The 11865-nt window shown below is 52.2% G+C and carries 11 protein-coding genes, 2 tRNA genes and 2 other RNA genes; 7 read left to right on the forward strand and 8 right to left on the reverse strand.

Features of this window, described 5'->3' with window-relative positions; translation table 11 throughout:
- The first annotated feature begins 26 nt into the window (after positions 1-26).
- Genes narH through narI form a run of 3 tightly spaced genes read left to right on the forward strand, consistent with a single transcriptional unit; the run spans position 27 to position 2949 of the window.
- Positions 27-1565, forward strand: a complete 1539-nt coding sequence (narH, locus tag ACK5JN_RS11390; RefSeq protein ID WP_416870276.1) for a nitrate reductase subunit beta — start codon at positions 27-29, stop codon at positions 1563-1565.
- A complete protein-coding gene (narJ, locus tag ACK5JN_RS11395) occupies positions 1562-2272 on the forward strand; it encodes a nitrate reductase molybdenum cofactor assembly chaperone (protein ID WP_416870277.1) in 711 nt (236 codons plus the stop codon). The genes narH and narJ overlap by 4 nt, the downstream gene beginning before the upstream one ends.
- Entirely contained in the window at positions 2272-2949 is a 678-nt protein-coding gene (gene narI / locus ACK5JN_RS11400) for a respiratory nitrate reductase subunit gamma (RefSeq protein ID WP_416870278.1), read from the forward strand. The genes narJ and narI overlap by 1 nt, the downstream gene beginning before the upstream one ends.
- 568 nt (positions 2950-3517) lie before the next feature.
- On the opposite strand, the gene ACK5JN_RS11405 is transcribed toward narI, so the two are convergent.
- From ACK5JN_RS11405 to ACK5JN_RS11430, 6 genes are all read right to left on the reverse strand, one after another.
- Positions 3518-3631: non-coding RNA, RtT sRNA (locus ACK5JN_RS11405), on the reverse strand.
- A 42-nt stretch (positions 3632-3673) separates the two neighbouring features.
- A tRNA-Tyr gene (locus tag ACK5JN_RS11410) sits at positions 3674-3758 on the reverse strand.
- A gap of 36 nt (positions 3759-3794) precedes the next feature.
- A non-coding RNA gene (locus tag ACK5JN_RS11415) (RtT sRNA) lies at positions 3795-3926 on the reverse strand.
- Between the two features lie 44 nt (positions 3927-3970).
- A tRNA-Tyr gene (locus tag ACK5JN_RS11420) sits at positions 3971-4055 on the reverse strand.
- Between the two features lie 162 nt (positions 4056-4217).
- Complete coding sequence (purU, locus tag ACK5JN_RS11425; protein ID WP_416870279.1) at positions 4218-5060, reverse strand: formyltetrahydrofolate deformylase; 843 nt, start codon at positions 5058-5060, stop codon at positions 4218-4220.
- 48 nt (positions 5061-5108) lie between these two features.
- The gene (locus ACK5JN_RS11430) at positions 5109-5567 is read right to left on the reverse strand and encodes a YchJ family protein (protein ID WP_416870280.1); all 459 of its coding nucleotides are present in this window, start codon (positions 5565-5567) and stop codon (positions 5109-5111) included.
- Positions 5568-5680: 113 nt separating this feature from the next.
- Between ACK5JN_RS11430 and rssA the strand changes: the two genes are divergently transcribed.
- The 3 genes from rssA (at position 5681) to galU (ending at position 8923) form a co-directional block, all read left to right on the forward strand.
- The gene (gene rssA / locus ACK5JN_RS11435; protein WP_416870281.1) at positions 5681-6592 is read left to right on the forward strand and encodes a patatin-like phospholipase RssA; all 912 of its coding nucleotides are present in this window, start codon (positions 5681-5683) and stop codon (positions 6590-6592) included.
- Positions 6593-6683: 91 nt separating this feature from the next.
- Entirely contained in the window at positions 6684-7697 is a 1014-nt protein-coding gene (gene rssB / locus ACK5JN_RS11440; RefSeq protein WP_416870282.1) for a two-component system response regulator RssB, read from the forward strand.
- A 317-nt stretch (positions 7698-8014) separates the two neighbouring features.
- Positions 8015-8923 (forward strand): UTP--glucose-1-phosphate uridylyltransferase GalU, encoded by a 909-nt coding sequence (galU, locus tag ACK5JN_RS11445; RefSeq protein WP_416870283.1) that lies wholly within the window; start codon positions 8015-8017, stop codon positions 8921-8923.
- A gap of 162 nt (positions 8924-9085) precedes the next feature.
- Here galU and hns read toward each other — a convergent pair whose 3' ends face one another.
- Entirely contained in the window at positions 9086-9499 is a 414-nt protein-coding gene (gene hns / locus ACK5JN_RS11450) for a histone-like nucleoid-structuring protein H-NS (protein ID WP_416870284.1), read from the reverse strand.
- 911 nt (positions 9500-10410) lie between these two features.
- Here hns and tdk point away from each other — a divergent pair.
- Positions 10411-11040, forward strand: a complete 630-nt coding sequence (tdk, locus tag ACK5JN_RS11455) for a thymidine kinase (protein ID WP_416870285.1) — start codon at positions 10411-10413, stop codon at positions 11038-11040.
- A gap of 144 nt (positions 11041-11184) precedes the next feature.
- Here tdk and ACK5JN_RS11460 read toward each other — a convergent pair.
- On the reverse strand, positions 11185-11865 hold a 681-nt coding region (locus ACK5JN_RS11460; RefSeq protein WP_416870286.1), incomplete at its 5' end, for an iron-containing alcohol dehydrogenase.

Genomic DNA, 11865 nt, shown 5'->3' on the forward strand with positions numbered 1-11865 from the left:
AATGACCAGGTACAGGAGAGCGTAAAATGAAAATTCGTTCACAAGTCGGCATGGTGCTGAATCTCGATAAATGCATCGGCTGTCATACCTGCTCAGTCACCTGTAAAAACGTCTGGACCAGCCGTGAAGGGACCGAGTACGCATGGTTCAACAACGTTGAAACCAAGCCGGGCACCGGTTTCCCGACCGACTGGGAAAACCAGGAGAAATACAAAGGCGGTTGGATCCGTAAGATCAACGGCAAGCTGGTGCCGCGCATGGGTAACAAAGCGCTGCTGCTGGGTAAAATTTTCGCCAACCCGCATCTGCCGGGGCTGGACGATTACTACGAGCCGTTTGATTTCGACTACCAGACGCTGCACAACGCGCCGGCAGACAGCAAGGCGCAGCCGATTGCCCGCCCGCGCTCGCTGATTACCGGCAAGCGGATGGACAAAATCACCAAGGGTCCAAACTGGGAAGACGATCTGGGCGGCGAGTTCGAGAAGCTGGCGAAAGACCAGAACTTCGAGAACATGCAGAAGGCGATGTACGGCCAGTTCGAAAACACCTTCATGATGTATCTGCCGCGTCTGTGCGAGCACTGCCTCAACCCGGCGTGCGTGGCGACCTGTCCAAGCGGTGCCATCTACAAGCGTGAAGAAGACGGCATCGTGCTGATCGACCAGGACAAGTGCCGCGGCTGGCGTATGTGCCTCACCGGCTGCCCGTACAAAAAAATCTACTTCAACTGGAAAAGCGGAAAATCTGAAAAATGCATCTTCTGTTACCCGCGTATTGAATCCGGGCAGCCGACCATTTGTTCAGAAACCTGCGTGGGCCGTATCCGTTACCTCGGCGTGCTGCTGTACGACGCGGACGCGATTGAAACCGCCGCGAGCACCGAAAACGAGAAAGATCTGTATCAGCGTCAGCTGGACGTGTTCCTCGACCCGAACGATCCGAAAGTGATCGAGCAGGCGCAGAAAGACGGTATCCCGCTGAGCGTGATTGACGCGGCGCAGAAATCGCCGGTGTACAAAATGGCGATGGACTGGAAGCTGGCGCTGCCGCTCCACCCGGAATACCGCACGCTGCCGATGGTGTGGTACGTGCCGCCGCTGTCTCCGATTCAGTCTGCGGCTGATGCGGGCGAACTGGGCAGCAACGGCATTCTGCCGGATGTGGAAAGCCTGCGTATTCCGGTTCAGTATCTGGCGAACCTGCTGACCGCGGGCGACACCGCGCCGGTACTGCTGGCGCTGAAACGTATGCTGGCGATGCGTCACTTCAAGCGTACGGAAACCGTTGATGGCGTGATTGATACCCGCGCGCTGGAAGAGGTCGGTCTGACCGAAGCGCAGGCGCAGGAGATGTACCGCTACCTGGCGATTGCCAACTACGAAGATCGTTTCGTGGTGCCGAGCAGTCACCGTGAGCAGGCGCGTGAAGCGTTCCCGGAGAAAAACGGGTGTGGCTTTAGCTTCGGCGACGGCTGCCACGGTTCCGACTCCTCCTTCAACCTGTTCAACAGCCGTCGCATTGATGCGGTGGATGTGACCAGCAAAACGGAGCCGCACGCATGATCGAACTCGTGGTTGTCTCTCGTCTGCTTGAGTACCCGGATGCTGCCTTGTGGCAGCATCAGGCTGAACTCTTCGACGTTCTGGCGTCATCAGACAAACTGGAGAAAGCGGATGCCCAGGCCCTGGGCATCTTCCTGCGCGATTTAACCGCGCAGGATCCGCTGGATGCGCAGGCCACCTACAGCGAACTGTTTGACCGTGGCCGCGCAACCTCGCTGCTGCTGTTCGAACACGTTCACGGCGAGTCCCGCGATCGCGGGCAGGCGATGGTTGACCTGATGAATCAGTACGAGCAGCACGGCCTGGTGCTCGACAGCCGCGAGCTGCCGGATCACCTGCCGCTGTATCTGGAGTATCTGGCCCAGCTGCCGGAAAGCGAAGCTATTGGCGGGTTGCAGGATATCGCGCCGATTCTGGCGCTGCTCTGCGCGCGTCTGCAACAGCGTGAAAGCCGCTATGCGGTGCTGTTTGAACAGTTGCTGAAGCTCGCGAACAGTGCGGTCGACGAAGCGAAAGTGGCGGAAAAAATCGCCGACGAAGCGCGCGACGATACGCCGCAGGCGCTGGATGCCGTCTGGGAAGAAGAGCAGGTGAAATTCTTTGCTGACCAGGGCTGTGGTGAGTCGGAAATCGCCAATCACCAGCGTCGTTTTGCCGGAGCCGTGGCCCCGCAATATTTGAATATCTCTAACGGAGGACAGCAATAATGCACTTCCTGAATATGTTCTTCTTTGACATCTATCCGTACATTGCGGGCGCTGTCTTTCTGATTGGTAGCTGGCTGCGTTATGACTACGGTCAATATACCTGGCGCGCCGCTTCCAGCCAGATGCTGGACCGTAAAGGGATGAACCTGGCCTCGAACCTGTTCCATATCGGTATTCTGGGCAGTTTCGCCGGTCACTACCTCGGCATGCTGACGCCGCACTGGATGTATGAAGCCTGGCTGCCGCTGGAAGTGAAACAGAAGATGGCGATGTTTGCCGGTGGTGCATCCGGCGTCATGTGCCTGGTAGGCGGCGTGTTGCTGCTGAAGCGTCGTCTGTTCAGCCCACGCGTGCGCGCTACCACGACCGGTGCCGATATTCTGGTGCTGTCCATTCTGGTTATCCAGTGTGCTCTTGGCCTGCTGACCATTCCGTTCTCCGCCCAGCATATGGACGGCAGCGAGATGATGAAGCTGGTGAACTGGGCGCAGTCGGTGGTGACTTTCCACGGTGGAGCGTCTCAGTATCTGGACGGGGTGGCGTTTATCTTCCGTATGCACCTGGTGCTCGGGATGACGCTGTTCCTGCTGTTCCCGTTCTCGCGTCTGGTTCACATCTGGAGCGTGCCAGTCGAGTACCTGACCCGCAAATATCAGATTGTTCGCGCGCGTCACTGATTGTGTGCTGATTATCTCAAACCGCCGTGTTGCTGAGGCGTATTCAGCACTATAGCGGGAAATAGCGCGGGCATGGAGATTGACTTCATGCCCGTTTTTTTGCATTTCTTATCGGGTGCATCCCGTACCTCACGACCTGCCGCAGACGCTTCCTTGAGTCCTTTGCCGACGATATGCGCAAAATCTTACCCCCCTTAATGTGATGATGTATTAATCCCTGAATTTTCCGTCATATGACGCTCAGCATAGTATGTTGGTAGATTTTAAGAGAGAATCATGGGAATGGTTTTTTAGTATATAAAATCAATTGGTTATATGCTCTTTCATAATGCGGAATTGTTATTTATGTGTTGGTAGGATGTTGTTGTGGGAAAATGTTGTTTATAAACAAAGTGATGGAATTAGAGTGTTCCCCACGAGAGCGGGGATAAACCGCAGAGATGGACAGACATTGAAACAGCAGAGTCGTGTTCCCCACATAAGCGGAGATAACCTGCAATAGGGTTTATACCTTCATTGTCAGGAACGTAAGTTGTCGTAGATAATGAAAAATTTTGAAGGGGTTGTTATCAGAGGAGAGAAAAATTGCGCAGCGCTTCATTCTTCAGGTCATTACCTGCGGCAATGCTTTTTCGCTAACACTCGAATCGAAGCTTCTCATCCTTCCCATGGGAAAAATACGGAACATTACAGATTGATTGGGGGACAGTACTTTATGAAGTGATGGTGGTGGGGGAAGGATTCGAACCTTCGAAGTCGATGACGGCAGATTTACAGTCTGCTCCCTTTGGCCGCTCGGGAACCCCACCACTGGGGTAATTCAAATTGTAGGCAGTGCATGAAGATGGTGGTGGGGGAAGGATTATTCGTCGCTTCGCGCCTCACCCTTCGGGCCGTTGCTGTTGGCAACGTTCTCTCGCTTTCGCTCGAGTCGAACCTTAATCGAAGGTTCTCACCCTTCCCCGATAAGTGCAAATTTCTGCAACGCTTATCGAGTTAACTACATCACTGTAGTGAATAATGGTGGTGGGGGAAGGATTCGAACCTTCGAAGTCGATGACGGCAGATTTACAGTCTGCTCCCTTTGGCCGCTCGGGAACCCCACCACTGGGGTAATGCTGGTTTTACTGGCCTGCTTCCTTCTTGGGAAGCGGGGCGCATCATATCAAATGACGCGCCGCTGTAAAGCATTCGTTTATCGAAAATGAACTGTTTGCCTGCTTTTTATCCGTAACGGGTTAAAGCTAATCAATTCATTTCACTAACGATTAAAGAATAATCGTCCGGTTACCGTAAACGAATACGCGCTGCGCCAGCACCTGATAAAGCGCGCGGCTCAGTACGTTTTTCTCGACGTCGCGACCGGCGCGCATCATATCTTCTGCGGTATAGGTGTGGTCGACGTGAATGACGTCCTGCATGATGATCGGGCCTTCATCCAGGTTGTCGTTAACGTAGTGCGCGGTGGCGCCGACAATTTTCACGCCGCGCTCATAGGCCTGATGATACGGGCGCGCGCCGATAAAGGCCGGCAGGAACGAGTGGTGGATATTAATGATTTTATTCGGGAAGCGGGCCACAAATTCCGGCGTGAGTACGCGCATGTATTTCGCCAGTACGACATAATCAGGCTCATGCGCGGCAATGGCGTCAGCCATCAGCTGGTCATGTTCTTCGCGAGCCAGGCCTTCATGGCTCACCAGCTGGAACGGAATGCCGAAACGCTCGACCAGCGTACGCAGGGTTTCGTGGTTGCCGATGACGGCGGCGATTTCAACGTCCAGGCCGCCGTAGTTGGCCTTCATCAGCAGATCGCCCAGGCAGTGGGCCTCTTTAGTGACCAGAATAACGATGCGGCGACGCCCCGCCGGGTTCAGCTCACGCACGGAACCTTCCGGCAGCGCGCTGTCTAAATCCGCAAGCAGGGTCGCGTCGTTGAAGATCCCTTCCAGTTCGGTACGCATAAAGAAACGCCCGGTGCGGTGATCGACAAATTCATTGTTCTGCACGATGTTCAGCTCGTGCTTGTAGCAGATGTTGGTAATGCGCGCGATCAGGCCTTTCTGGTCAGGGCAGATGGTGCGTAGAACTTTTCGTTGGATGGAGTGCATTGCCGGGTAAATCCTGTTGATAATGTTTGCGAAGCTGTTGTCGGGCGTTTATTGCCCACAGCATTTTTTAAATTTTTTCCCTGAACCGCAAGGGCAGGGGTCGTTTCTACCAATCACTGGCCGTGTACCGTCAATATAATACCACTGACCGTTTTCTTTTAAGAATCGTGAACGCTCAATGATGGCACCATTGTTGTTATTTTCACGAAAGCGGGCAATGAAGCTGACATAGCCTTCGTCCGCATGGCGGCCATCTTCGGCGGCAAAAACGGTCAGCCCTAGCCATTCGGTATGGGCAAAACCGTTGTGAATATCATCGCGAAACGCGCCTGCCTGGCAGGTGGGATGCCAGGTTTTAACAAGATAATCTGCATCCTTCTTCACGAAGGCGCAATAGCGTGAGCGCATAAGGTGTGATGGGCTCGGTGCGAGTTCATTGCCGGACAGATAACGCTGGCAACATAAGCTATACTCGAGAGCGCTCCCACAAGGGCAAAGTTCGGACAAAGAGATCTCCCTGAAGCGATAAGTGAGCGGCGATGTTACGCCTGATAGCACTATGGTAACCGAGCGGTGGAGATGATGCCACGCCAGAAGCAAGAGGATGTTCATCGGTAACAATGAGAAAGATCAAAATTGGCCTGGCGTTAGGTTCAGGGGCGGCGCGGGGCTGGTCGCATATTGGCGTGATTAAAGCGCTACAGAAAATGGGTATAGAGATTGATATCGTTGCCGGATGCTCTATCGGTTCGCTGGTAGGGGCGGCGTACGCCAGTAATCAGCTCCCTGCACTGGAAAAGTGGGTCTGTTCGTTCAGCTATTGGGACGTGCTGCGCTTGATGGATCTCTCATGGCGCCGTGGCGGCCTGCTGCGCGGTGAGCGGGTTTTTAACCACTATCGGCAGATTATGCCCAACGACACGATCGAACAGTGTGAGCGCCGTTTTGCAGCGGTGGCGACTAATCTAAGCACCGGTCGTGAACTGTGGTTTACCGAAGGCGATTTGCATATGGCGGTTCGAGCGTCGTGCAGTATTCCAGGGCTGATGGCACCGGTGCAGCATAACGGTTACTGGTTAGTGGATGGTGCGGTAGTCAACCCGGTACCGGTTTCGCTAACACGTGCGCTGGGGGCTGATATCGTTATTGCGGTCGATTTGCAACATGACGCACACCTTATGCAGCAGGATCTCCTGTCCGTCAATATTCAGCCCGATGCAGAGATGAATGAGTCACCAGATGAGCTATCATGGCATGAGCGCCTTCGCTCCCGTCTGGGACGCGTTGCTTCTCGCCGGTCGGTGGTTGCGCCCACAGCAATGGAAATAATGACAACCTCAATCCAGGTGCTGGAAAATCGGCTCAAGCGTAACCGTATGGCGGGTGACCCGCCGGATATTTTGTTGCAACCGTTTTGCCCCCAGATTTCGACTCTGGATTTTCATCGAGCTTCATCTGCAATAGCCGCGGGTCAACAAGCGGTTGAAAAAAAGACAGATGAGCTTCTGCCTTTGGTACAGAGTTCAACTTAAGGCATTTTTTTCGACTACTTCAGCAAATTCTGAAAGGCGATTATCACAATAGCATGCCACTATTTACATATCGTCGGGCAGGGGAGATATCATGACGCAGCCGTTAGCGGGAAAACAGATTTTGATTGTCGAAGACGAACCCGTTTTCCGCTCACTTATGGATTCCTGGCTTTCGTCGCTCGGCGCACGCACGCTGTTGGCTCAGGACGGCGTTGATGCGCTTTCACAGATGGAAAGCCAGCGCCCCGATCTGATGATCTGTGACCTCGCGATGCCGCGGATGAACGGCTTGCAGCTGGTGGAGCATCTGCGTAACGCGGGTGATACGCTGCCCATCCTTATCATTTCCGCCACCGAAAATATGGCTGATATAGCCAAAGCGCTGCGCCTTGGCGTTCAGGACGTGTTATTAAAGCCGGTCAAAGATTTGAACCGTTTGCGGGAAACGGTGTTGGCCTGCCTGTATCCCAATATGTTTAATTCCCGGGTGGAAGAAGAAGAGCGGTTATTTGAAGACTGGGATGCGCTAGTGAACAATCCCGCGGCGGCAGCAAAACTTTTACAAGAGCTACAGCCGCCGGTGCAGCAAAAAATATCGCAGTGTCGGATAAATTATCGCCAGCTGATGGCGGTCGACGCGCCCGGTTTAGTTTTGGATATAGCGCCACTTTCAGAGCACGATTTGGCATTTTATTGTCTGGATGTTACTCGTGCGGGCGATAATGGGGTGCTGGCTGCGTTATTATTACGGGTCCTCTTTAATGGCCTGTTACAAGAGCAGCTAGCGCATCAGGGGCAGCGCCTACCAGAATTAGGGAGTCTGTTAAAGCAGGTCAATCAACTGCTGCGTCAGGCAAATCTTCCCGGTCAATTCCCGTTGCTGGTGGGTTATTATCACAGCGGGTTAAAAAATCTTATCCTGGTCTCTGCCGGTCTGAACGGCACATTAAATACCGGCGATCATCAAATACAAATAAGTAACGGTGTACCGCTGGGTACGCTAGGAAACGCCTATCTCAACCAAATAAGCCAGCGCTGTACTTCGTGGCAGTGTCAGATTTGGGGAAACGGGGGGCGTTTACGCTTAATGTTGTCTGCGGAATGAGCAAACGCATTTTTTTACAGGGATAGCTTTAACGGCTTATCTGCCGTAGTGATACTATCTGGCAAATTGATGTGGATATACTCGTCATACTTCAGCGTGCTGGTGCGTTGAACGGACCCGTTATCTTCGGCCGAGGCGATTAACGCCACGCTGAAGTTTCTGGGCAGCGCGCCTCCTTCAGCCGGACTTTCGAGTATAAATCTTAATTCGAGGTCATCGCGTTCTTTTCGGAGCAGCCTCAGTAGGTTGTGATGATATACTCGACGCGTTATTAATAAACGAGCAAGTTCAAAGTTTGAACAGTTCAGGAGATTTGAATGGCTGCCCTAAATTCGAAAGTAAGAAAGGCTGTTATCCCGGTTGCCGGATTAGGTACAAGGATGTTGCCTGCTACCAAAGCAATTCCTAAAGAAATGCTGCCGCTGGTAGATAAGCCTTTAATTCAGTATGTCGTGAACGAGTGTATTGCAGCTGGTATCACTGAAATTGTACTGGTTACCCATTCTTCCAAGAATTCTATTGAAAACCACTTCGACACCAGCTTCGAGCTTGAAGCCATGCTGGAGAAGCGCGTAAAACGTCAGCTTCTGGAAGAAGTGCAGTCAATCTGCCCGCCGCACGTCACCATTATGCAGGTACGTCAGGGTCTGGCAAAAGGCCTGGGCCACGCGGTGCTGTGCGCACATCCGGTTGTAGGTGATGAACCTGTTGCGGTCATCCTGCCGGACGTTATTCTCGATGAATATGAGTCCGATCTGAGCCGTGACAACCTGGCTGAAATGATCGCCCGCTATGATGAAACCGGCGCAAGCCAGATCATGGTTGAGCCGGTTGCCGACGTCACCGCCTACGGCGTGGTGGACTGCAAGGGCGCGACCCTGAATCCGGGCGATAGCGTGCCAATGGTTGGTGTAGTTGAGAAGCCGAAAGCCGACGTAGCACCGTCTAACCTCGCGGTAGTGGGGCGTTACGTTCTGAGCGCAGAAATCTGGCCGCTGCTGGCGAAAACCCCTCCGGGCGCAGGCGACGAGATTCAGCTTACCGATGCTATCGATATGCTGATCGAAAAAGAGACCGTTGAAGCCTACCACATGAAGGGCAAAAGCCATGACTGCGGTAATAAGCTCGGTTACATGCAGGCGTTTGTGGAATACGGTATCCGTCACAATACGCTGGGCGAAGACTTTAAAGCGTGGCTGCAAGACACGCTGGGCATCGCGAAGTAATATCGTGAATGCAGAAAAAGCCGGGGAAACCCGGTTTTTTTATTTTTAAATAACACGAAAGGGTAAAAAATGAGCGCGCTTGTGCCGGTGAGTTATCAGGTGACTAACGATCGCCAGATATAAAAAATCCCGCCGTAGCGGGATTTTTGCGAAGCGTAAGGATTAATCCTTGATCAGGAAATCTTCCAGAGATTTACCCTGGTCGTCCATCGCTTTTTTGATTACTGCTGGGGTACGGCCCTGGCCAGTCCAGGTTTTGGTTTCGCCGTTTTCATCAACGTAGCTATATTTAGCCGGACGCGCTGCACGTTTAGCTTTGGTACCGGTTTTAGCGGCAGCCATGCTATTCAGCAGTTCGTTCGGGTCAATACCGTCAGCAATCAGCATTTCACGATATTGTTGCAGTTTACGAGTGCGCTCTTCGATTTCAGCCGCTGCCGCGTTTTCTTCTTCACGACGTTCGTTAACAACAACTTCTAATTTTTCCAGCATTTCTTCAAGCGTTTCAAGGGTGCATTCTCTTGCCTGCGCACGAAGAGTACGGATGTTGTTCAAAATTTTAAGTGCTTCGCTCATTGTAGTAATCTCAAACTTATATTGGGGGTGGTTTGTTGAAGTAATAATAGAGCGATAAAATCAGATGTGCAATAGGTAAGAATGTAAGGAATTCAAAATAACGTGTTATTTGATGCTGTCTTTAATATTTATAAGTTAAATTCTGGACCTGCTCCCTCACCGCTCCGCACTTATTGCCAGGAGGCGCAGCGGGATAACGCGCGGTGTTGGGGGGGATGATGTGTATAAATATACCCCGTATGGGTAAATATCAACCTTATGTATTAGCCAGCATGCATCCATTTTGTGCATTACTTTATCGACAATGAATGATTACGTAACTCAACCACTTTAGCCGCCTGGCAGGGCCTTTTGCCGCAGATTCCTTAACGCTATTCATCTATTTGCCTCAGAGCTTGTATGGATAAATTGTTTAGTTGAGAAAACGATTTCACCCTGCTGGCAATGGCAATACATCAGGCGACATCAGGGTTGTCGGCTTTAAGTCCATAGTTATGACGATGTTATTTCAAGCCGAGGCTGTTTAATTTACAGATAACAATGCCCAGTAGTTCGCTACACAAATTGGCGGCGATCACATTTTTTAAGACTGACTCATTAATCTTTTCAACTATTAACCTCGCTAGCTATTTCTTACGTGGTTAACCGCGTGACGTATGCGGTTCCCGCGGGCGCGAAGGGATAAATATTTCAGCGTTATGATGAAGTTACCTGACTGTCGGGTAAAAATAGGTAGGTAAGGGAGAACGAGGCGGTTAAATATCGGTTTTCCTGATGATTGCAGCCGCGACTGAACGTTTTTCGAAAGCGTTCTGCATTCGCAATGGTGAGGATGACACAGGAAGCCTGTGGGCAAAATATGTTACACTGCGCTCCGTTTAAAAAACGCATCGATTAGGATTTTTCAGCCAATGGCACAACTTTATTTCTACTACTCAGCAATGAATGCCGGGAAGTCGACCGCCCTGTTGCAGTCGTCGTACAACTACCAGGAGCGCGGCATGCGCACCATCGTTTATACCGCGGAAATAGACGACCGTTTCGGCGCGGGTAAAGTGAGCTCGCGTATTGGCCTGTCCTCGCCGGCTACGCTGTTTAATCAGAACAGTAATTTGTTTGATGAAATTAGCGCAGAGAACGCACGTGAGCCGGTTAACTGCGTGCTGGTCGATGAATGCCAGTTCCTGACGCGTGAACAGGTCTACGCGCTTTCTGACGTGGTGGATAACCTGGATATCCCGGTATTGTGCTACGGGCTCCGAACGGACTTTCGCGGCGAACTGTTTAGCGGTAGCCAATATTTACTGGCGCTCTCCGATAAGCTGGTGGAATTAAAAACGATCTGCTTCTGCGGGCGTAAAGCCAGCATGGTACTGCGCCTGGATCAAGAAGGGCGCCCGTACAATGAAGGTGAGCAGGTGGTGATTGGCGGGAACGAGCGCTACGTGTCCGTTTGCCGCAAGCACTACAAGGAAGCGCTGGAAGAGGGCTCTCTGGCCGTTATTCAGGATCAGCATCGTCAAACCTGCCGTTCCTGCTAAACGTCTCCAGACGCGTTTCAGGCCTCTGTATCATCGGAGGCGGAAACGCGTTTTTTTTTGCCGTTAAGTTGCATGAAATAAAAAAAGCCCCATCAGGATGATGGGGCTTTGTTGTTTATGCTTGTCAGCGAGCGTTAAAGCGGATTATTTCTTCGCTTTTTTCTCTGCTTTAGCCGGAGCAGCTTCTTTCTTCTCTGCTACCGGAGCGCCTTCTACGAAGTTACGACCGTAGTAGGTATCCAGCAGGATTTGTTTCAGTTCAGAAATCAGCGGGTAACGCGGGTTAGCGCCGGTGCACTGGTCGTCAAACGCATCTTCAGACAGTTTGTCAACGTGTGCCAGGAAGTCAGCTTCCTGTACGCCAGCTTCACGGATAGATTTAGGAATACCCAGTTCAGCTTTGATTTCGTCCAGCCAGCCCAGCAGTTTTTCGATTTTCGCTGCGGTACGGTCGCCCGGTGCAGACAGACCCAGGTGGTCAGCGATTTCAGCGTAACGACGACGTGCTTGCGGACGGTCGTACTGGCTGAAAGCAGTCTGTTTAGTCGGGTTGTCGTTCGCGTTATAACGAATAACGTTGCTGATCAACAGCGCGTTCGCCAGCCCGTGATGAATGTGGAACAGAGAACCCAGCTTGTGCGCCCTGGAGTGACATACACCCAGGAAGGCGTTCGCAAACGCGATACCGGCGATGGTGGCTGCACTGTGCACGCGCTCACGGGCTACCGGGTTCTTAGAACCTTCATGGTATGACGCCGGCAGGTTTTCTATCAGCAGTTTCAGCGCCTGCAGAGCCTGACCGTCGGAGAACTCAGAAGCCAGTAC

Source organism: Kluyvera sp. (assembly GCF_047971185.1).
GTDB lineage: Bacteria > Pseudomonadota > Gammaproteobacteria > Enterobacterales > Enterobacteriaceae > Kluyvera.

Coding starts and splice junctions, on each gene's coding strand:
- narH (WP_416870276.1), top strand. CDS start 27: ATGAAAATTCGTTCACAAGTCGGCATGGTGCTGAATCTCGATAAATGC.
- narJ (WP_416870277.1), top strand. CDS start 1,562: ATGATCGAACTCGTGGTTGTCTCTCGTCTGCTTGAGTACCCGGATGCT.
- narI (WP_416870278.1), top strand. CDS start 2,272: ATGCACTTCCTGAATATGTTCTTCTTTGACATCTATCCGTACATTGCG.
- purU (WP_416870279.1), bottom strand. CDS start 5,060: ATGCACTCCATCCAACGAAAAGTTCTACGCACCATCTGCCCTGACCAG.
- rssA (WP_416870281.1), top strand. CDS start 5,681: ATGAGAAAGATCAAAATTGGCCTGGCGTTAGGTTCAGGGGCGGCGCGG.
- rssB (WP_416870282.1), top strand. CDS start 6,684: ATGACGCAGCCGTTAGCGGGAAAACAGATTTTGATTGTCGAAGACGAA.
- galU (WP_416870283.1), top strand. CDS start 8,015: ATGGCTGCCCTAAATTCGAAAGTAAGAAAGGCTGTTATCCCGGTTGCC.
- hns (WP_416870284.1), bottom strand. CDS start 9,499: ATGAGCGAAGCACTTAAAATTTTGAACAACATCCGTACTCTTCGTGCG.
- tdk (WP_416870285.1), top strand. CDS start 10,411: ATGGCACAACTTTATTTCTACTACTCAGCAATGAATGCCGGGAAGTCG.